19 protein-coding genes and 3 pseudogenes are annotated in these 19,864 nt (G+C 73.8%); 15 read left to right on the forward strand and 7 right to left on the reverse strand.

The features are described from left to right. Positions 1-115 precede the first annotated feature (115 nt). The 6 genes and pseudogenes from ACH4ZX_RS01350 to ACH4ZX_RS01375 all read left to right on the forward strand — a co-directional run bounded on the left by ACH4ZX_RS01350 (position 116) and on the right by ACH4ZX_RS01375 (position 4,790). Positions 116-531 (forward strand): annotated as a pseudogene (locus ACH4ZX_RS01350) (thioredoxin family protein). Between the two features lie 78 nt (positions 532-609). Then, positions 610-690, forward strand: a complete 81-nt coding sequence (locus tag ACH4ZX_RS01355; RefSeq protein WP_398266656.1) for a putative leader peptide — start codon at positions 610-612, stop codon at positions 688-690. Between the two features lie 44 nt (positions 691-734). Continuing rightward, positions 735-1,244 (forward strand): flavin reductase family protein, encoded by a 510-nt coding sequence (locus ACH4ZX_RS01360; RefSeq protein WP_398265626.1) that lies wholly within the window; start codon positions 735-737, stop codon positions 1,242-1,244. 220 nt (positions 1,245-1,464) lie between these two features. Then, positions 1,465-2,253, forward strand: coding sequence for an electron transfer flavoprotein subunit beta/FixA family protein (locus ACH4ZX_RS01365; RefSeq protein ID WP_398265629.1), 789 nt, complete (start codon positions 1,465-1,467; stop codon positions 2,251-2,253). Between the two features lie 51 nt (positions 2,254-2,304). Next, positions 2,305-3,267 carry an electron transfer flavoprotein subunit alpha/FixB family protein gene (locus ACH4ZX_RS01370; RefSeq protein ID WP_398265632.1) on the forward strand — a complete coding sequence of 321 codons (963 nt, stop codon included), beginning with the start codon at positions 2,305-2,307 and terminating at the stop codon, positions 3,265-3,267. A gap of 200 nt (positions 3,268-3,467) precedes the next feature. Continuing rightward, positions 3,468-4,790, forward strand: coding sequence for a DUF6986 family protein (locus ACH4ZX_RS01375; protein ID WP_398265635.1), 1,323 nt, complete (start codon positions 3,468-3,470; stop codon positions 4,788-4,790). A 49-nt stretch (positions 4,791-4,839) separates the two neighbouring features. On the opposite strand, the pseudogene ACH4ZX_RS01380 reads toward ACH4ZX_RS01375, so the two are convergent. Together ACH4ZX_RS01380 and ACH4ZX_RS01385 are read right to left on the reverse strand one after the other, a co-directional pair. Continuing rightward, positions 4,840-5,596: pseudogene (locus ACH4ZX_RS01380) on the reverse strand (hypothetical protein). A 13-nt stretch (positions 5,597-5,609) separates the two neighbouring features. Then, entirely contained in the window at positions 5,610-6,659 is a 1,050-nt protein-coding gene (locus tag ACH4ZX_RS01385; RefSeq protein WP_398265637.1) for a LacI family DNA-binding transcriptional regulator, read from the reverse strand. A 238-nt stretch (positions 6,660-6,897) separates the two neighbouring features. Here ACH4ZX_RS01385 and ACH4ZX_RS01390 point away from each other — a divergent pair, with 238 nt between their 5' ends. The 4 genes from ACH4ZX_RS01390 (at position 6,898) to ACH4ZX_RS01405 (ending at position 10,634) form a co-directional block, all read left to right on the forward strand. Next, on the forward strand, positions 6,898-7,845 hold the full coding sequence (locus ACH4ZX_RS01390; RefSeq protein ID WP_398265641.1) for an ROK family protein: 948 nt from the start codon (positions 6,898-6,900) through the stop codon (positions 7,843-7,845). 916 nt (positions 7,846-8,761) lie between these two features. Beyond that, complete coding sequence (locus tag ACH4ZX_RS01395) at positions 8,762-9,211, forward strand: DUF6098 family protein (protein ID WP_398265644.1); 450 nt, start codon at positions 8,762-8,764, stop codon at positions 9,209-9,211. Between the two features lie 44 nt (positions 9,212-9,255). After that, on the forward strand, positions 9,256-9,450 hold the full coding sequence (locus ACH4ZX_RS01400) for a hypothetical protein (protein WP_398265647.1): 195 nt from the start codon (positions 9,256-9,258) through the stop codon (positions 9,448-9,450). A 143-nt stretch (positions 9,451-9,593) separates the two neighbouring features. Further along, positions 9,594-10,634 carry an NUDIX domain-containing protein gene (locus ACH4ZX_RS01405; RefSeq protein WP_398265650.1) on the forward strand — a complete coding sequence of 347 codons (1,041 nt, stop codon included), beginning with the start codon at positions 9,594-9,596 and terminating at the stop codon, positions 10,632-10,634. 111 nt (positions 10,635-10,745) lie between these two features. Here ACH4ZX_RS01405 and ACH4ZX_RS01410 read toward each other — a convergent pair. Continuing rightward, positions 10,746-11,280 (reverse strand): annotated as a pseudogene (locus ACH4ZX_RS01410) (MBL fold metallo-hydrolase); the annotation flags it as partial. A gap of 62 nt (positions 11,281-11,342) precedes the next feature. Continuing rightward, on the reverse strand, positions 11,343-12,698 hold the full coding sequence (locus ACH4ZX_RS01415; protein WP_398265653.1) for a dipeptidase: 1,356 nt from the start codon (positions 12,696-12,698) through the stop codon (positions 11,343-11,345). Positions 12,699-12,830: 132 nt separating this feature from the next. Between ACH4ZX_RS01415 and ACH4ZX_RS01420 the strand changes: the two genes are divergently transcribed. Next, positions 12,831-14,063, forward strand: coding sequence for a geranylgeranyl reductase family protein (locus ACH4ZX_RS01420; RefSeq protein ID WP_398265655.1), 1,233 nt, complete (start codon positions 12,831-12,833; stop codon positions 14,061-14,063). On the opposite strand, the gene ACH4ZX_RS01425 is transcribed toward ACH4ZX_RS01420, so the two are convergent. Next, complete coding sequence (locus ACH4ZX_RS01425) at positions 14,053-14,502, reverse strand: nitroreductase family deazaflavin-dependent oxidoreductase (protein ID WP_398265658.1); 450 nt, start codon at positions 14,500-14,502, stop codon at positions 14,053-14,055. The genes ACH4ZX_RS01420 and ACH4ZX_RS01425 overlap by 11 nt on opposite strands. 165 nt (positions 14,503-14,667) lie before the next feature. Between ACH4ZX_RS01425 and ACH4ZX_RS01430 the strand changes: the two genes are divergently transcribed. The 3 genes from ACH4ZX_RS01430 (at position 14,668) to ACH4ZX_RS01440 (ending at position 17,487) form a co-directional block, all read left to right on the forward strand. Further along, positions 14,668-15,357, forward strand: a complete 690-nt coding sequence (locus tag ACH4ZX_RS01430; RefSeq protein WP_398265661.1) for a TetR/AcrR family transcriptional regulator — start codon at positions 14,668-14,670, stop codon at positions 15,355-15,357. A 235-nt stretch (positions 15,358-15,592) separates the two neighbouring features. Beyond that, positions 15,593-16,825 (forward strand): sensor histidine kinase, encoded by a 1,233-nt coding sequence (locus ACH4ZX_RS01435; RefSeq protein WP_398265664.1) that lies wholly within the window; start codon positions 15,593-15,595, stop codon positions 16,823-16,825. Then, positions 16,822-17,487 carry a response regulator gene (locus ACH4ZX_RS01440; protein WP_398265667.1) on the forward strand — a complete coding sequence of 222 codons (666 nt, stop codon included), beginning with the start codon at positions 16,822-16,824 and terminating at the stop codon, positions 17,485-17,487. Before ACH4ZX_RS01435 ends, ACH4ZX_RS01440 begins: the two co-directional genes overlap by 4 nt. Here the strand turns inward: ACH4ZX_RS01440 and ACH4ZX_RS01445 are convergent. Together ACH4ZX_RS01445 and ACH4ZX_RS01450 are read right to left on the reverse strand one after the other, a co-directional pair. Continuing rightward, on the reverse strand, positions 17,448-17,732 hold the full coding sequence (locus ACH4ZX_RS01445) for a DUF6332 family protein (RefSeq protein WP_398265670.1): 285 nt from the start codon (positions 17,730-17,732) through the stop codon (positions 17,448-17,450). The genes ACH4ZX_RS01440 and ACH4ZX_RS01445 overlap by 40 nt on opposite strands. Positions 17,733-17,830: 98 nt before the next feature. Next, positions 17,831-18,565, reverse strand: coding sequence for a maleylpyruvate isomerase family mycothiol-dependent enzyme (locus ACH4ZX_RS01450; protein ID WP_398265673.1), 735 nt, complete (start codon positions 18,563-18,565; stop codon positions 17,831-17,833). Between the two features lie 146 nt (positions 18,566-18,711). On the opposite strand from ACH4ZX_RS01450, the gene ACH4ZX_RS01455 reads away from it, so the two are divergent. After that, positions 18,712-19,854, forward strand: a complete 1,143-nt coding sequence (locus ACH4ZX_RS01455) for a nitrous oxide reductase family maturation protein NosD (RefSeq protein WP_398265676.1) — start codon at positions 18,712-18,714, stop codon at positions 19,852-19,854. Positions 19,855-19,864 lie beyond the last annotated feature (10 nt).

The raw sequence follows: 19,864 nt of genomic DNA on the forward strand, positions 1-19,864 counted from the left end.
CCCGGCGCGCCCGGCGCGAACGCCGGCGTGTTCCAGGTCATGGATCAAGCGTTCCGCAGCGGGAAAAATGACGGAGACGGGAATCTCCGCAGTCTCGTGAACGCTTGTGCAGGTCGTGACCGGACTGGTCGTGTGCGTGGCCGGTGCTCGCGGCGGCGCGCGGCCACGGAGTGCCGCATCGGCGGCGGAGCGGGAGGGGTACGCGTGCGAGGACGCGACGACGGCAGGCGGCTCGGCCGATCCGAACTGGGCGAGCGACTCGGGGAGCGCGCCACCCTGGTGCATTTCTCCAGCGCCTTCTGCGCGCCCTGCCGGGCCACCCGGCGGATCCTCGGCGAGGTGGCCGGCCTGGTCCCGGGCGTGACCCACGTCGAGATCGACGCCGAGGCCCACCTCGGCCTCGTCCGCGAGCTCGACATCATCAAGACGCCGACCGTGCTGGTCCTCGACGCCGACGGCCACGTCGTCCGGCGCGCCACCGGCCGGCCCCGCAAGGCCGACGTCATCGCCGCGCTGGGCGAGGCGGTGTGACGGGTGCGGCCGCGAGTGAGGCTCCCACATGACGGGACGTACTTGACTGTGTGCACCACCTATCGTCAGCCTGACTGTATGCCGTCAGAACTCCTTCTCCACGGGCGGATCCACGTCGACCTCGCCCGCACCGCGAGCGCGTGCTGTCCATGCTGTTGAGCAGCCGCGGACCCCGACGCCACTTCCCGCAGAAGGACAGCCCCTTGACGGCCACACCCGATCTCAGCGCCCCCCAGCTCGCCTCTCCCGACCTGCTGCGCTCCGTCTTCCGGCGGCACGCGGCCGGAGTGGCGGTGATCACCGCACGCGGTGCCGCGGGCCCGGTCGGCTTCACCGCGACCTCCCTCACCTCCGTCTCCGCGGAGCCCCCGCTGCTGTCCTTCGGCATCAGCACCGGCGCGTCGAGCTGGCCGGCGATATCCGAGACCGAGCATCTCGGGGTCCACGTACTCGGCGAGCACCAGCAGGAGCTGGCGGCCACCTTCGCCCGCAGCGGAGCCGACCGCTTCGGCCCGTCCACCGCCTGGCGTGACGGGCCCGAGGGCGTCCCCGTCCTCGACGACGTCCTCGCCTGGCTGGTGTGCCGGGTCGTCGCGCGGGTGCCCGCGGGCGACCACCGCATCGTCGTGGCCGAGGTCGTCCTCGGCGATCCCACGGGCCCCGGACGGCCTCTCCTCTACCACCAGGGTCGCTTCAGCGGCCTGCGCGACTGACCGGCCGCTCCCTCGTCTCGCAGGGCTCCGCGGTTCCGATTACGCTGCGTTGCACAGGTCACAGTTCAAAGCGCTTGCTTAGCGGGAATCAACTGGGTGTACTGGCGAGTAATATTTCGCTCGGAGCGCGGGTCGCCCCGATCGGGATCGGCCGCTTGTGGCGCCTATGCTGCCTTGCAAGCAGGCAGCACTGAAAAGACGATGCAGTAGGAGAGCCGGCGTGAGCTTGAGGATCGTTGTCACTGTGAAGTACGTGCCCGACGCCACTGGCGACCGGCACTTCGCCGATGACCTGACCGTCGACCGGGACGACGTGGACGGTCTGCTCTCCGAGCTGGACGAGTACGCGGTCGAGCAGGCGCTGCAGATCAAGGAGAACTCCGACGACGACGTGGAGGTCACCGTCCTGACGGTGGGTCCGGAGGACGCGAAGGACGCGCTGCGCAAGGCGCTGTCGATGGGTGCGGACAAGGCCGTCCACGTCGAGGACGACGATCTGCACGGCACGGACGCGATCGGCACCTCGCTGGTGCTGGCGAAGGCGATCGAGAAGGCCGGCTACGACCTGGTGGTCTCCGGCATGGCCTCCACCGACGGCACCATGGGCGTCGTCCCGGCGCTGGTGGCGGAGCGGCTGGGCGTGCCGCAGGTCACCCTGCTGTCGGAGGTGTCGGTCGAGGACGGCGTGGTGAAGGGCCGCCGGGACGGTGACACGGCCTCGGAGCAGCTTCAGGCATCGCTGCCGGCGGTGGTGTCGGTGACCGACCAGTCCGGCGAGGCCCGTTACCCCTCCTTCAAGGGCATCATGGCGGCCAAGAAGAAGCCGGTTCAGTCGTGGGACCTGTCCGACCTGGACATCGAGGCCGAGGAGGTCGGCCTGGAGGGCGCCTGGACCAAGGTCGAGTCGGCCGCGCAGCGTCCGGCCCGCAGCGCGGGCACGATCGTCAAGGACGAGGGCGAGGGCGGCAAGCAGCTGGCCGAGTTCCTCGCGGGCCAGAAGTTCATCTGAGCCCGGCTCGCTGACCACCCTCAATCTTCGTTATCGCAGGAGAGCATTCCCATGGCTGAAGTTCTCGTCTACGTCGACCACGTGGACGGTGCCGTCCGCAAGCCCACGCTGGAGCTGTTGACGCTGGCCCGCCGGATCGGCGAGCCGGTCGCCGTCGCCCTCGGCAACGGTGCCGCCGGCACCGCCGCCGTGCTCGGCGAGCACGGCGCGACCCGCGTGCTGACGCACGAGGCGTCCGAGTACACCGACTACCTCGTCGTGCCGAAGGTGGACGCCCTCCAGGCCGCCGTCGCCGCCGTCTCCCCGGCCGCCGTACTCGTGCCGTCCTCCGCGGAGGGCAAGGAGATCGCCGCGCGTCTGGCGCTGCGCACCGGCTCCGGCATCATCACCGACGCCGTGGACCTGGAGGCCGGCGAGGACGGCCCGGTGGCCACCCAGTCGGTGTTCGCCGCGTCGTTCACCACCACCTCCCGTGTCTCCAAGGGCATCCCGGTCATCACCGTCAAGCCCAACAGTGCCGCCGTCGAGGCCGCCCCGGCCGCCGGCAGCGTGGAGGCGCTGGAGGTGTCCTTCTCCGCACTGGCGACCGGTACGAAGGTGACCGGCCGCACGCCGCGGGAGTCGACCGGGCGTCCGGAGCTGACCGAGGCGGCGATCGTGGTCTCCGGCGGCCGCGGCGTGAACGGCGCGGAGAACTTCGCGCTCGTCGAGGCGCTCGCCGACTCCCTCGGCGCGGCCGTCGGCGCCTCCCGCGCCGCGGTCGACGCGGGCTGGTACCCGCACACCAACCAGGTCGGCCAGACCGGCAAGTCCGTCTCCCCGCAGCTGTACATCGCCAACGGCATCTCCGGCGCCATCCAGCACCGGGCCGGCATGCAGACCTCGAAGACCATCGTGGCCGTCAACAAGGACCCCGAGGCCCCGATCTTCGATCTGGTCGACTACGGCGTCGTCGGCGACCTCTTCGACGTCGTCCCCCAGCTCACCGAGGAGATCAACGCCCGCAAGGGCTGATCGCCTCCGATCACGGCCCGAGGCCCCCGCGACCGCGCGAACGGTCGCGGGGGCCTCGGCCCGTTCACCCGGAGCGGACGGCGACGGCGGACCGCGGCGAGGCGGCTGTTGACCGGCGGGAAGAGGCGCGGATACCGTCATTCAACGGATTGTTGATTCCGCTCGGCGGAAAGCGGCAGGCGGCAGGCGGGAGACGTGGCATGAGACAGGTCCGGCGGTCGGAGGTGCCGACCAGCCTCTCGGGCGCCGTCAGTGAGGAGATCGGCGCCTTCCTCGCGCCGGTCGACGCCGAACTGGAGCGCCGCTACCCCGGCGACCCGGGCACCCGTCAGCCCGTCCACACGGTCTACGTCCCCGCTGACGTGTTCGCCGCCGACACCGTCCGCTCCTGGGGGGACCAGGCCCTCGCCGCCCTCGACGAGCACGCTCCGGACGCCGCCTCCTTCGCCGCCGTACTCGGCCTGTCCGGCGATCTCGCCGAGGCCGTCCACGCGCGCGTGCGCGCCAAGCTCGAGCGTGAGCCGGTGGAAGACCTGCGCATCGACTTCGAGGACGGCTACGGCCCGCGCCCGGACGCCGAGGAGGACGAGGCGGCGGCCCGGGCGGCCCGGCTGGTCGCGCGGGCCTACGCGACGGGCACCGCGGCCCCCTGGACGGGCATCCGCATGAAGTGTCTGGAGGCGCCGGTGCGCGACCGGGGCATCCGCACCCTCGACGTCTTCCTCACCGGTCTGACGGAGGCCGGAGGCCTGCCCGACGGGCTGCTGCTGACGCTGCCGAAGGTGACCTACCCCCAGCAGGTCGCCGCCATGGTCCGGCTCCTGGAGGCGTTCGAGCGGGCGCGGGGACTGCCGCCCGGCCGGATCGGCTTCGAGATCCAGATCGAGACCGGCCAGGCCGTCCTCGCCGCCGACGGCACCGCGACGGTCGCCCGCCTGATCCAGGCGTCCGAGGGCCGCGCCACCGGCCTGCACTACGGCACCTTCGACTACAGCGCGGCCCTCGGTGTGTCCGCCGCCCACCAGGCCCCCGACCATCCGGTCGCCGACCACGCCAAGGCGGTCATGCAGGTCGCGGCCGCGGGCACCGGCGTGAGGGTGTCGGACGGGTCGACCAACGTGCTGCCCGTCGGCCCCACCGAGCAGGTCCACGAGGCCTGGCGGCTGCACTACCGCCTCACCCGCCGCGCCCTGGCCCGCGCCTTCTACCAGGGCTGGGACATGCACCCCGGCCACCTGCCGACCCGGTACGCCGCCGTCTTCGCCTTCTACCGCGCGGGCTTCCGGCAGGCCGCCGACCGCCTCGCCCGCTACGTCGCCCGGACCGGCGGCGATGTGCTGGACGAGCCCGCCACCGCCAAGGCCCTCAGCGGCTACCTGCTGCGCGGACTGCACTGCGGCGCGCTCGACGACGCCGAGGTCGCCGCGGCGACCGGTCTGACCCGGGCCGACCTGGAAGCCTTCGTGGCCCCGCGCAGGCCGCCGCAGGGACCCGGCACCGGGCCGGCACCGGTTCCGGCATAGGCACCGGCACGGGCTCCGGCACCGGTTCCGGCACCGGCGGCGTCGGTGATCAGCCGGCCGCCCGCCGAACCCGTACGTACCGCTCCAGCCCGGACGAGGCGACCAGTCCCTCCTCCGCGAACACCGCCGTGCCCCGCGCGCACAGCCGCCGGTCGGCCCGCACCCGGCTGCAGAACTCCTCGGGCGTGAACCCGAACAGCTCCCTCAACCGGCGCGAGCGCAGCAGGAGTTCGGTCAGCAGCGGGCGCCGGCCCGGATGCGCGCGCGGCAGGCCGGCGCGGTCGTGCAGCACCCCGCGACGGTTGACGTAGGCGAACGCGCCGGGCAGCACGGTGCCGTGGGCCGGCTCGATCCGGACGGCGGGCGAGGGCAGCCACGCGCGCCGGTAGCTGCCGTACGGCAACGGCACGCCCTCGCTCGCGTCGATCACCGCCAGCTGCTCGGCATCCAGCCAGAGGACGAACAACTCCCGTACCGTCCCCGGGGATCCGACCGGCGACGGCCACGTGGCCCATCCGGCTGACGTGCGCGGAGACGCCGACGTCGATGCCCGTGACCGTCGACCGCACCATCGGCGCAGGGGAGGCGATGCCGGCCCCGGCCATCATGCGGCGCAGCTGACCGGGGCAGGCGTTGGAGCCGATCGCGAGGACGGGCGCGCGGTCGTCGTGCACCGGCCGGTCCAGCGGCAGCAGCCGGCCGCCGTCGAGGAGGCCGGACTCCGCGGGCCAGGCGCCGGGACAGCGCAGCGGGTCGTCGCGCGGCGCCTCGGCCAGGCCGAGCGCCTCGAGAGTGCGATCCCGCACGGGCACGGTCCGCTCAGTCGGCCGGCGGCAGCTCGCCCGAGCCGCGGGCGATCAGCCGGGTCGGCACCTCGATGCGCTCCGGGACGACCAGGGTGCCGTCGAGCTGGCGGAACAGGCGCTCGGCCGCGGTACGGCCGATGGCCGCCGGGTCCTGGGCGATCACGGTGACGCCGGGCCGCAACAGGTCGGCGAGCTCGATGTCGTCGAAGCCCACGAGGGCGACCGGACGGGACTGCTCGGCGAGGACGCGGACCACGGTGACCGTCACCCGGTTGTTGCCGGTGAAGATCGCCGTGACCGCGTCAGGGCCGGAGAGCATCTGCTCGGCCGCCAGGCGCACCCGCTGCGGGTCGGTGACGCCCAGGGACATCCAGGAGTCGGCCACCGGTATGCCGGCGTCCTCCATCGCGGCCCGGTAGCCGCGCAGCCGCTCGGCGGCCGTGTGGATGCGGGGCATGTCGCCGATGAACCCGATCCGGCGGTGGCCGTGGGCGATCAGGTGGGCGACGCCGTCGCGGGCACCGCCGTAGTTGTCCGACAGGACCACGTCGGCGTCGATCTTCCCGGCCGGACGGTCCACGAAGACCACGGCGACGCCCGCCTTGATCTCGGGCTCCAGGTAGCGGTGGTCGTCGCCGGCCGGGATCACTACCAGCCCGTCGACCCGCCGCGCGCACAGCGCGAGGGCCAGTTCCTGCTCACGGTCCGGGTCCTCCGCGCTGGAGCCGTTGATCAGCAGCGCCCCGTGCGCGCGGGCCACCTCCTCGACCGCGCGGCTGAGCGGGCCGTAGAACGGGTCGGCGAGGTCCTCGAGTATCAGGCCGATGCTCGCCGTGCGGCCCTTGCGCAGCACGCGCGCGCTGTCGTTGCGCCGGAAGCCGAGGGCGTCGATGGCATCCTGGACGCGGCGCTCCGTCTCCGGGGTGACGCCGGGCTCGCCGTTGACCACGCGGGAGACGGTCTTCAGGCCGACACCGGCGCGCGCGGCGACGTCCTTCATGGTCGGGCGGTTGCCGTAACGCGTCCCGGTGTGACGGTCTGTTCGGCGTGCGGTCTCGGGCACGATGCGCTGTCCTGTCCTGTCTCGCCCACGGGGCTGCCTCGAAGCATGGGCTTGTATGAGGATGTGGCGTCGAGCATAGAGCCTGGACAACGTTGTCATGCGCGCGAGAGACTGTCCACCGCAAACTTCGGGCCCGCGCCCCCACCGCGAGACCGGTTCACTGTACATCGATGGTTGACGGGGGAACTTTCCCCTGGCTGACGGGAGATTCGATGGTTGACGGGGAGATCAGACACTGATGCACACCGACCTCGTGGCCGCGCTCGACATCGGCGGCACCAAGATCGCCGGCGCCCTGGTGGACGGCCTCGGCCGGATACTGGTGCGAGCGCAGCGCGCGACGCCCGCTCAGGAGGACGGCGAGACCGTCATGGGAGCGGTGGAGGAGGTGCTCCGCGAACTGACCGGCTCGCCCCTGTGGCCGAGGGCCACGGCCATCGGCATCGGCAGCGCCGGGCCGGTGGACGCCTCCGCGGGCACGGTGAGCCCGGTGAACGTGCCGGGCTGGCGCGCCTACCCGCTGGTGCGGCGGGTACGGGAGGCGGCCGGCGGACTGCCCGTGGCGCTGATAGGCGACGGCGTGGCGATCACGGCCGCCGAGCACTGGCAGGGCGCCGCACGCGGACACGACAACGCGCTGTGCATGGTGGTCTCCACGGGCGTCGGGGGCGGTCTGGTGCTGGGCGGCCGGCTGCACCCGGGCCCGACCGGCAACGCGGGCCACATCGGCCACATCAGCGTCGACCTCGACGGGGACGCCTGTCCGTGCGGCTCGCGGGGCTGCGTCGAGCGCATCGCGAGCGGGCCCAACATCGCCCGCCGCGCCCTGGCCGACGGCTGGCGGCCCGGCCCCGACGGCGACGCCTCCGCCGCCGCGGTGGCCGCGGCCGCCCGCTCCGGCGACCCGGTCGCCCTCGCCTCCTTCGAACGTGCCGCCCAGGCGCTGGCCGCCGGCATCGCGGCCACCGCGACCCTGGTCGAGATCGACATCGCCGTGATCGGCGGCGGGGTGGGCAAGGCGGGCGAGGTGCTGTTCACGCCGCTGCGCAAGGCCCTCGGCGACTACGCCACCCTGTCCTTCGTGCGGCACCTGACCATCGCGCCGGCCCAGATGGGCACGGACGCGGGCCTGGTGGGAGCGGCCGCGGCCGCCCTCGCCGGACGCCCGGACACGGCCCCGGTCTGACCGGAGCCCGGCAGACGGGCCGTAACGGTTCCCCCGCGCGCCGCACGCCGCGCCGTGCTGCCCCGCCGCGCGCGCTGAGCCCTGGGCCCCGGCTCCCGGCCCGGTGCCTGGGCGTCGGGGCGCTGGTGCCGGGCCCTGTCTGCCGGATGCTGAGCTTCGGCTCTGGCCCCCGCCCCGGTCCCGTGCCCCGTGGCTGAGCGTCCTGGGTCCGGTGCCGAGTTCTGTGCCCCGGCCCCATGCCCAGGCGCCCTGGGCCCGGGCCGGGTCCGGGGTGCCAGTCGCCCGGCCCGGTGTACGGGCTCGGTGGGGCGCCGGCGCGTACGCCGGACACCGTGGGCCGAGTCGTCGTAGCCCCGCCTGGACGAGGTCGCCGCTCGTGGGGGCGGCGACCGCCGCGGCGGTGGCGTTCTGCGGCGCACTCGTCGGTGACGTGGTCGAGCAGGAAGGCCCAGGGCGCGGCGGCCTGTTCCGGCTCGGCCGGTGAAGCGACCGCTGTGGCGTCGGCGGGCGATCACGCGGGAGTTCCCGCCCCCTGTCGACCGGGTACCCGTCGGCTTCTGGGGCCGCCGGTCGTGGAGGTGCCGTGGTGAAGACGCCGGATGACCGCATCGCCGATCCCCGGGGTGCCCGCACTCCTTACGGGCCGGGCACGGGCAAGGTGGTCGTGCGAGATCGCCGGACCTCTGCTCCCGCACGGGACCGCCAGGTCCGGCTTCCCCTCTCCGGTTCAGCACCGGGCGCACGCCCTGCTACGTCCGCACCCGCACCGAGACCGGCCGAGTGCCCCGGCTCGCCGCCGCCCCCGAGGCGCTGGCCGAGCCGTCCGCCGCGGAGGCCGACGCCCGCGGCCGGGCGGGGGGCGACCCGATCGACCGGACGACGGCCCGTCGCAGCGCCGGGAAGGAGCAGCGACCCCATGAGCACCTCCGACGAGCTGCCCGTTCTGCGGGACCTCCGTGAGCTGGCCCGCCTGGTGGACAGCACCCCCCACCTCTATGTGCGCTGGTCGCACGGTCCCGAGGCCGACGAGAACCACCGGGAGAGCCGGGACGCCCTGACGGGGGTGCGCATGTCCGGGCTGTCCGCCAACCCGCTCGACGTCGAGCCGTGGTGGGAGGACCGGCCGGTCGAGCTGTGGGTGGCCCGCCGGCTCTACGACTACTCCCACCTGCCGCGGGAGAAGGGCGAGGGAGTGCGGCCGTGGGTCCTGCGGGGCCGGGTCGAAGGGCGGGGCCCCGACAACGAGCCGCTGGTCACGAACGTCGAACCGGTCGGCTGGGTCGACGAGACGGTCATCCGCGAAGCGGCGGCCGCGGTCGTCGACCAGCGGGGGCCGTGGGGTCCCATGCGACGCGACGCGGGCTGAGCACGGAGCGTGACCCGGACGCCGTCCGCGCAGTTGGAACGGTCATGAAGAAGCGCAGCATGCTCGCCATCGCCTCCCTCGCCACCGGATTCGTCGTCGCGGCCGTCACCCCGTCCCACGCCGACGCGGCCCACGGCCTCACGGACCTGAACGCGCCGGACACCGTCGGCAGCGTCGACCACACCGTCGCCCTCGACGGCCCGGCCCCCGACGACGCGGCCGCGGGGAAGGACGGCTGACGCGGCCGGACGGCCGCGACCGGCGCCGGTGTCCTGGGACGGGGACGCCGGCGCCGTTCTGTGCGCCCTCAACTGGGGCTGGTTTCCGTGGCAGGGTGGAGCGGGCAAGCCACAGGGGGCCAACAGAAGAGGGGGACCCGTCCGTGATCGTGTGGATCAACGGAGCGTTCGGTGCGGGGAAGACCACCACCGCACGGGAACTGATCGAACTGATCCCGAACAGCACGCTCTTCGACCCCGAGGTCATCGGCGCGGCGCTCACGCACCTGCTGCCGCCCAAACACCTCGCCGAGGTCGGTGACTTCCAGGACCTGCCGATCTGGCGGCGGCTCGTGATCGACACCGCGGCCGCGATGCTCGCCGAGCTCGGCGGGACCCTCGTGGTGCCCATGACCCTGCTGCGCCAGGAGTACCGCGACGAGATGTTCGGCGGCCTGGCCGCACGCCGCATCGCCGTGCGGCACGTCCTGCTCGCCCCGGCCGAAACGATCCTGCGTGCGCGCATAGCCAACCGGGAGGTCCCCGACGGCCTCCCCGACGCGGACATCCGGGGACGGCAGTGGGCGTACGACCACATCGATCCCTACCGGGCCGCCCTCGCCTCCTGGCTCACGGCCGACGCCCACCTCGTCGACACCAGCGGCCTGAGCCCCTACGAGACGGCGGTGCGCATAGCGGGCGCCGTGAGCAGCGGCGACGCGCCGGTGTGCGACATCGTGCAGACGCCCGAGCCCACCGCCGAGACCCTCGCCGCCGGCGTCCTCCTCTTCGACGAGCAGGACCGTGTGCTGCTGGTCGACCCCACCTACAAGGCCGGCTGGGAGTTCCCCGGCGGCGTCGTCGAGCCGGGCGAGGCCCCCGCACGGGCCGGTATGCGCGAGGTCGCCGAGGAGACCGGCATCCAGCTCGACGACGTACCGCGCCTGCTCGTCGTCGACTGGGAGGCGCCCGCGCCGCCCGGCTACGGCGGGCTGCGCCTGCTCTTCGACGGCGGCCTCCTCGACTCCGCGGAGGCGGCCCGGCTCCTGCTGCCCGGTCCCGAACTGCGCGACTGGCGCTTCGTCACCGAGCAGGAGGCCGCCGACATGCTCCCGCCGGTCCGCTACGAGCGGCTGCGCTGGGCCCTGCGGGCGCGGGAGCGCGGAGCGGCGCTGTACCTGGAGGCGGGCGTCCCCTGCGGCTGAGCCGACGGCGCCGGCCGCCCCGGCGTGCGGTTCGGCGGGCGTGGGGCCCGGTGGGTGCAGCGGGCGTGAGGTCGGCGGGCGTGGGTTCAGCGGGCGTCCGTCTGCCGGTCCGCCGTCCACCGGTGACGCCGCGACCGTGTCCCCGGTGAACAGCACGCCGTGCCGGGGGAGATGGAGGGCGATGCTGCCGTCCGTGTGACGGGGGGGCGTGGACGACCCGGGCCCCGCCGCCGAAGTCGAGGACGTCGCCGTCGGACAGCTCGGTCAGCCGCTCGGGGCGCGCGAAGTCCCCGTCCGGCAGGAGACCGGCGACCTTCGCGTGCAGCGGGCGCTCCCGGTCCTCGAACACCGGGGGCGGGCCCGGCGTTCCGCCCCGGACCGCGGCGGCGTCCAGGCGGTGGGCCAGCACCTCCGCGCCTGTGAGCGCGGACAGTTCGCCCGCCCCGCCCGCGTGGTCGACGGGGAAGTGGGTGAGCACGACCCGGCGCAGGGTCCCGAAGGACCGGGCCGCGGCGGCGATCCGCGCCGCGGCGCCGGGCGGGCCCGCGTCGACGAGCGTCACGGCGTCGCCGTCCCGCCACAGGTACGCCTGGCCGACGGCGAAGCGCAGCAGGCGCAGCCGGGGGAGGATCCCGATGACGTCCATGGCAGGAACGTAAGGGCGCCCCACCGCGCGCGGCAGGGCGCCCTCTGCTGTCGGCAGAGCGGTCAGCTCGCCGCGTAGTTGCGCAGGAACAGTGCCTCGGCCACCGACAGACGCTCCAGTTCCGCGGGCGACACGCTCTCGTTCACGGCGTGGATCTGGGCCTCCGGCTCGCTCAGCCCGATCAGCAGGATCTCCGCCCGGGGGTAGAGGGACGCGAGGGTGTTGCACAGCGGGATGGAGCCGCCCTGGCCGGCGTACTGCATCTCCTGGCCGGGGTACGCGACCGCCATCGCGTCCGCCATGGCCTGGTACGCCGGGCTGGAGGTGTCCGCGCGGAAGGGCTGGCCCTGGCCGATCTGCTCGGTGCTCACCCGCGCGCCCCACGGCGTGTGCGCCTGGAGGTGGGCCTGCAGCAGCTTGGTGGCCTCGGCCGCGTCCACGCCCGGCGGCACCCGCAGGCTGATCAGCGCGCGGGCGCTCGCCTGTACGGACGGGGTGGCGCCGACCACCGGCGGGCAGTCGATGCCGAGCACCGTGACGGCCGGACGCGCCCAGATCCGGTCGGCGACCGAGCCGGAGCCGATCAGCCGCACGCCGTCGAGCACCTTGGCGTCCTGGCGGAACTGCTCCTCGTCGTAACTCAGCCCCTCCCACGGCGTGGCGGGGGCCAGACCGTCGACCGTCGTCGAGCCGTCCTCGGCGCGCAGCGAGTCGAGGACGCGGATCAGCGCGGCCAGCGCGTCCGGCGCGGCGCCGCCGAACTGCCCGGAGTGCAGGTTGCCTTCGAGAGTGTCGACCTGCACGCGGACCATGGTCATGCCGCGCAGGGTCGAGGTGACCGTCGGCAGGCCCACCCGGAAGTTGCCCGCGTCGCCGATGACGATGGTGTCGGCCGCGAGGAGGTCCGGGTGCTCCTCGGCGTACCGTTCCAGGCCGCCCGTGCCCTGCTCCTCCGAGCCCTCGGCGATGAACTTCACGTGCACGGGTATGCCGCCGTCGGCCTTGAGGGCGCGCAGCGCGAGCAGGTGCATGATCACCCCGCCCTTGCAGTCGGCGGCGCCGCGCCCGTACCAGCGGCCGTCGCGTTCGGTCAGCTCGAAGGGCGGGGTGGCCCAGGCGGACTCGTCCAGCGGGGGCTGCACGTCGTAGTGGGCGTACAGCAGTACGGTCCTGGCGCCTTCGGGGCCGGGCAGGAAGCCGTAGACCGACTGGGTGCCGTCCGGCGTGTCGAGCAGGGCGACGTCCTGGAAGCCCTCGGCGGCGAGCGCGTCGGCGACCCAGCGGGCGGCGCCCTCGCTCTCGCTCCTGGGGAACTGGTCGAAGTCCGCCACCGACTTGAAGGCCACCAGTTCGGCGAGCTCCGTCCTCGCCCTCGGCATCAGCGAGGCGACGGTCTCGGCGACCGGATTCGACGACATGGGCACGCTCCTTGTGGGTGCGACGTTGTACGAGTGAAGTGCTGCGATCCTCCCACAGCGGCCTGCGACGACGTCCGCCGTAGGATGCACGGGACAGGTGCGGCAGCGGCTTGATCGGAGCAGTAGACCATCGTGAGCGGCGAGAACTCTTCGGCGGACGACGTGCAGCGGGTGTGGGACGTCGTCGTGGTGGGCGCGGGACCCGCGGGGGCCTCGGCCGCCTACGCGGCGGCGGTCGCGGGGCGGCGCGTGCTGTTGCTGGAGAAGGCCGAACTGCCGCGCTACAAGACGTGCGGCGGAGGCATCATCGGCCCCTCCCGCGACTGCCTGCCGCCCGGGTTCGAACTGCCGCTGCGCGACCGGGTGCACGCGGTGACGTTCTCCAACAACGGCCGGTTCACCCGTACCCGCCGCTCCAAGCAGATGCTGTTCGGGCTGATCAACCGGCCCGAGTTCGACGCGCAGTTGGTCGAGCACGCCCAGAAGGCGGGCGCCGAACTGCGGACCGGCGTCACCGTGCTGCGCGTCGAGCAGCACGGCTCGGCGGTGCCCGACCGGCGCACGGTCGCCGTGGTCCTCCAGGGCGGTGAGACGCTGCTGGCGCGGGCGGTCGTCGGCGCGGACGGCAGCGCCAGCCGGATAGGGGCGCACGTCGGCGTCAAGCTGGACCAGGTGGACCTCGGTCTGGAGGCCGAGATCCCGGTGCCGGAGACCGTCGCGGAGGACTGGAAGGGGCGGGTGCTCATCGACTGGGGCCCGATGCCCGGCAGTTACGGCTGGGTGTTCCCCAAGGGGGACACGCTGACGGTCGGTGTGATCTCCCGGCGCGGCGAGGGTGCCGCCACCAAGCGGTACCTGGAGGAGTTCATCGGCCGGCTCGGCCTCGCCGGCTTCGAACCGAGCATCTCCTCCGGCCATCTGACGCGCTGCCGGGCCGACGACTCGCCGCTGTCGCGGGGGCGGGTGCTGGTGTGCGGCGACGCGGCGGGGCTGCTGGAGCCGTGGACCCGGGAGGGGATCTCCTTCGCGCTGCGCTCCGGGCGGCTCGCGGGGGAGTGGGCGGTGCGGATCGCCGAGGCGCACGACGCGGTGGACGCCCGGCGCCAGGCCCTGAACTACGCGTTCGCGATCAAGGCGGGCCTCGGCGTCGAGATGAGCGTCGGCAAGCGGATGCTGGCGGCCTTCGAGCGCCGTCCGGGGCTGTTCCACGCGGCGCTGACCGGCTTCCGTCCCGCGTGGAACGCGTTCAAGGACATCACCCAGGGCTCGACCTCGCTCGGTGAGCTGGTCCGCGGCCATCCCATGGCGCAGCGGGCCCTGGGCGTGCTGGACCGCCGTCCCGCCGAGGGCGAGGTCACCCCGTGAAGGTGATGCGGAAGACGGGGTGGTCGGGGGCGATGCGGCGCAGATCGGCGTCGGGGGAGTCGGGGCCGACGCCGTTGAAGAACACCCCGACCTCGGCCTTCCAGCGCTTGAGGTAGGCGCGCAGCAGCGGGACCTTGTCGTCGTCGGCGACCTCGACGGCGGTGAACACGTCCACGCGCTTGCCGAGATGCAGCTCGCCCCCGCCGGCCGCGCGCATGTTGTGGGTCCACTGCACGTGGCCGCGCGGGGCGAGCAGGTACTGCTGCCCGTCCACGGTCAGCAGGTTCACCGGGGTGGTCCGCCACTGTCCGCTCTTGCGGCCGCGGACCGCCAGCACCCTGGAGCCCCAGACGCTGACACCCCGGCGGGTCATCCACGCGACGAAACGGTTCATGACGTTGACGGTGAACCAGCCGGGCTTCTGGACGTGCGTGGACATGGTGATCCCCATCTGTTTTCAGAGCGTCGCTCTCTTTTGTGAGCACTGCTCTCGCTCGTAGGACAGTCTGCATGCGTCGGCGACCCATGGCAAGAGCAGTGCTCTCTTTTGTGTTCACCGCTCTTTTCTGTGTGCACTGCTCTCGTTCCGTGCGAGACTGCTCCCATGAGCACCGCACACAGCGCCCGCGCCCGCGCCCGGATCGAGGTCACCGCGGCCATCAAGGACGAGGCCCGCAGACAACTCGCGGCCGACGGCGCCGCCAAGCTCTCGCTGCGCGCCGTGGCCCGCGAGCTCGGTATGGTCTCCTCGGCGCTCTACCGGTACTTCCCCAGCCGCGACGACCTGCTGACCGCCCTCATCATCGACGCCTACGACTCCCTCGGTGAGGCCGCCGAGGCGGCGCACCGGACACTCGCCGACGACGCCGGCCCCCTGCACCGCTGGACCGTCGTGTGCGGGGCGGTACGCGATTGGGCACTCGCCAACCCGCACGAGTACGCGCTGATCTACGGCACGCCGGTGCCCGGCTACGCCGCCCCCGACACCACCGTCCCGGCCGCCGCCCGCGTCCCCCTCCTGCTGATCGGCGTCGTGCGCGACGCGCACCGGGACGCCGGCCTGAACGAGCCCCCACTGCCCGCCGAACTGCGCACCGAGGCCGAGCGGATGACCGCCGACGTCGCCCCGGACCTCCCGCCGGCCGTGGCGGCGGCCCTGGTCGCGGCCTGGGCCGAGCTGTACGGGCTCGTCGGGTTCGAACTGTTCGGCCAGTTCAACCGGGTCGTCGAGGACCGGGAGCCGTTCTTCCGGTACGCCGTGGAGAGGCTGGGCCGCGCGGTGGGCCTGGCATAGGCCCCGTGCGCCGCCGGGTGTCCTCCGTGGGCCCGTGCGCCGCCGGGTGTCCTCCGTGGGCCCGTGCGCCGGTGGGTGTCCTCCGAGGCCCCGCCGCGCCGACGGGCGTCCTCCGGGGAGCCCGTCGGCGCACGGGTGTACTTCCGGGGGGAGCGGGTGTACTTCCGGGGGAGTACGCGTGATCACCTCGTCCGGCCGACGCCCGCCGCGCCCCGCGCCGTCTAGCGTGGCGGTCATGGCGAAGCAGCGTGGGCCCGGCGCCGGGCCGCCGCCGTGGTGGCGGCACGGGCCGCCGTGGCCGGACCGCCGGGGCGAGGGGGAGCGGGCGGACCGGTGGCCGTGGCGCTCGACCCTGCTGCTCACCGCGTTCGTGCTGGTCGGCTCCGCCTACGCGGCCCGCCAGCAGCCCGAGCGGGCCCCGCTCGACGTGTTCGCGCGGGTACTGCTGCTGGCGGGCTCGGGCCTGCTGCTGTGGCGGCGACGGCACCCGGTGGCCGTCGTGTTCGGCACGGCCGGGGCCGCCGTGCTCTACCTGGGCGCCGGGTATCCCTACGGCCCGGTCTTCCTCACCGTCGTCGTGGCCTGCTTCGGTGCCGTGGTCTCCGGGCACCGCCGGGCCGCCTGGACCGCGGTGGGGATGCTGTGGGCCGGTCACGTGCTGGTCGCCCATCTGCTCTACCGGTGGCTGCCGCCGGCCGGGGACGCGCCGGCCTCCTGGGGACAGGAGGCCGTGATCGCCGCATGGGTGGCCGCGATCGTCGCGGTGGCCGAACTGGCCCGGACGCGACACGAGCAGTGGGCGCGGCAACAGGCCGAGCGGGCGCAGGCGGCGCGGCGCCGGGCCGACGAGGAGCGGCTGCGGATCGCCCGCGAACTGCACGACGTCCTCGCCCACAGCATCTCCGTGATCCATGTCCAGGCGGGTGTCGGACTGGCCCTCCTCGACACCGACCCGGAGCAGGCCCGCACCGCGCTCACCACCATCAAGACCGCGAGCAAGGAGGCGCTCGGCGAGGTGCGTCAGGTGCTCGACACGCTCCGCACGCCGGGCGACGCGCCGCGCGCTCCGGCGCCCGGCCTGGCGCGGCTGCCCGAACTGGTACGGCAGGCGGCGAGCGCCGGACTCACCGTGACCGTCGAGGGCGAGCCTCCCCGGCTCGCGCCCGGCACGGACCTCGCCGCCTTCCGCATCGTCCAGGAGGCGCTCACCAATGTCGTACGGCACTCGGGCTCGCGCGAGGCGCGCGTGCGCGTTCAGCGCGACGGCCGGGCGCTGCGGCTGCGCGTCGACGACGACGGGCCGGCGACCGGCGCCGACGCGGGCGGCAGCGGCAACGGGCTGGCGGGGATGCGGGAGCGGGCGGCCGCGCTGGGTGGCACGATCGAGGCGGGGCCGCGCCCCGACGGGGGGTTCCGGGTGCTCGCCGTACTGCCGTTGCGGGGGAAGGCCGAGGAGGACGACCGGTGATCCGCGTACTGCTCGCCGACGACCAGTCCCTGGTGCGCGCCGGGTTCCGGGCGCTGCTCGACGCCCAGCCGGACATCGAGGTCGCGGGCGAGGCCGCCGACGGCGCGGAGGCACTGCGCGCGGTGCGCGAACTGCGCCCGGACGTCGTCCTGATGGACATCCGCATGCCCTTGCTGGACGGTCTGGCCGCCACCCGCCGCATCACCGGGGACGCCTGCTCGCGGGACGTCAGGGTGGTCATGCTGACCACGTTCGAACTCGACGAGTACGTCTTCGAGGCGATCCGCGCCGGCGCGTCCGGCTTCCTGGTCAAGGACACCGAGCCGGACGAACTCCTGCGCGCCGTGCGGGCGGTGGTCGCCGGCGACGCGCTGCTGTCGCCCGGCGTCACCCGCCGTCTGATCGCCGAGTTCGCGGCCCGCTCCAAGGAGCCCGCGGCCGAGAGCGCCCTCGCCGGACTCACCGAGCGGGAGCGGGAGGTGATGGCCCTGGTCGGCCTCGGCCTGTCCAACGACGAGATCGCCCGCCGCCTGGTCGTCAGCCCGCTCACCGCCAAGACCCACGTCAGCCGCACGATGGTCAAGCTCGGCGCCCGTGACCGGGCGCAACTGGTCGTCCTCGCTTACGAGTCGGGCCTGGTGCGCCCCGGCTGGCTGGGCTGACCCGACCGCTGGAAACGCAGCAGCACGCTCACCACCCGGACGGCGAACAGCACGGCCGCGATCACGAGCCCCGCGCGCACCAGCAACACCGAGAAGGCCGCGGGCAGGTCGAAGGCCAGCGCCGGACCCGCCACCGCCCCGAAGACCACCGCCGCCGCGAACGCCGCACTGCACAGCGCGTACCCGATCTCGACGGTCACCGCGTCCCGCTCGGCCTGACCGCGTCGTCCCCCGTGATGCTCCATGGGACGAGTCAACAGCCGGACGCCCGGCGAAGCAACCGGTTCCGCCGGACGCCCGCGGGGAGGCGGGCCCCCAGCCGCGTACCGTGCCGCGCTCCTGCTCAGCCCACGGCGGACCGCTCCCGCCACAGCTCGGCGACCGACGCGTCGCCGCTCACGTCCGGGAACGGCGCCCGGTTCCACAGCGCGAGGTACAACCGCGCGGCGGACCCGGCCACTTCGCAGTCGGCGGGCTCCTCGCCGCCCAGTTCGGTCACCGGCGCCTCCGGCGACAGCCGTACCGTCCACACGGCGCCGTCCACGTCCGTCGCCCGCACCCGCAGCACCCGGGGCTCCGTACTGCGGACCCGGCTCGTGGCGCGGGCGTGGAAGCCGCGCAGCAGCTCGTCGACGCCGTCCGCCGCGAAGGCGGGGGAGATCCCGGTGGGCGTGCCGCCGCTCGCCGTCTCCGCGTCGACGCGGTGCACGGTCGTCTCGTGCGCCTGGCGGCGCGCCCAGAAGGCGAGCGGTGACGGGGCGGGCAGGAGGTGCCAGCACTCGACGCCGGGCGCGGCGGAGGCCAGCGTGCCGACCAGGTGCCGGTGCGCGTCGCGGTACCAGGCCACCAGTTCGGCGCCGTCCTCGCCGGGCTCGTCCGGCATGGGCCGGAAGGAGGTGTGCCGCTCGGCGACGAACGCCGCCGCCCACCGGTGCACCACCCCCGTGTGCCGCAGCAGGTCCCGCACCTGCCAGCCCGGGCAGGTGGGGATCTCGGCGTCGCTTCCCGCCGCCTCCGCCGCCGCGGCCAGCAGGCGGCCCTCCCGGTCGAGGATCCGTACGAACTCGGTTGTCTCCATGGGGGGAGTGTGCCGGACGGGGCGCGGTCGAACGCAAGCCGGTTCCGTGGCCCTTACGCCGTGACGCGACGCCGGTCGCCGACGGACACGCCACTGAACGGCTCAACAGCCCAGAAACGGGATAAACAGGTCATATCTTGCTCGGCATGGCGAAAATCCGTATCACCTGCCTGGCGTGTACCGCGGCGGTCTTCGCGACCGCGCTCGGCGCGGCCCCGCCGGGCGCCGGTCACAAGGTCCACACGGTCCGTCCGGGACAGTCGATCCAGAAGGCGGTGGACGCCGCCGCGCCCGGAGACACCGTCCTCCTGGCACCGGGCGTCTACCACGAGAGCGTCGAGGTGACCACGCCCAGGCTCACCCTGCGCGGCAGCGGCCCCAGGACCGTGCTCGAGCCGGGCGCGAACGCGGGGAAGGGCACGGCCGACGGCCCGCCCGAGGCCCATGGCAAGGAGGCGGGCCCGGCCGAGGGCAGGCGCGAGGGCGCCGAGAAGTCCGCCGACAGCTGCGCCGCCGGCGGCAACGGCATCTGCGTGGTGGGCACCAAGGGCCACGAGGTGAAGGGCGTCACCGTCGCCTCCCTGACGGTGACCGGCTTCGCCAGGGCCGGCGTGTACAGCACGTACACCACCGACCTCACCGTCCGCGACGTGTCCGCGGTCCGGAACACCGTGTGGGGCATCGCCCAGGAGCGGTCGATCCACGGCGTGTTCCAGGGCAACACCGTGCGGGACAACGGCGACGCGGGCCTGTTCATCGCCAACACCGTCAAGGCCGAGGAAGGGGCCGTGGACACCCGCGGCACGGTGGTGGAGTACAACCGGCTGCAGGGCAACCGCACCGGCGTCACCGTCCGGCGCCTGCGCGACGTCGACGTGGTGCGCAACGACATCACCGGCAACTGCGTGGGCGCCTTCGTCGTCGGCGACGAGAACAAGCCGAAGGCCGGCGACCTGGTCATCGCCTACAACCGCATCGTCCGCAACAACAAGTCCTGCCCGAAGACCGCGCGGCTGCCCGCCCTGCAGGGCTCCGGTGTCGTCCTCACCGGCGCCGAGCAGAACGCGGTGCGGGACAACTGGATCACGGACCACGCCGGCACCTCCCCGCTGTCGGGCGGCATCGTGCTGTTCAAGAGCTTCGTCGGCGCCACCAACGACCACAACCGCATCAGCGACAACGTGCTGCGGCGCAACTCGCCGGCCGACCTCGTCAACGCGGACACCGGCAAGGACAACACCTTCACCGACAACACCTGCCGGGTGTCCAAGCCCGCGGGACTGTGCTGACCGGCCGCCC

Origin of the sequence: Streptomyces sp. NPDC020490, from assembly GCF_044335305.1 — a bacterium.
Taxonomy (GTDB): Bacteria; Actinomycetota; Actinomycetes; order Streptomycetales; family Streptomycetaceae; genus Streptomyces.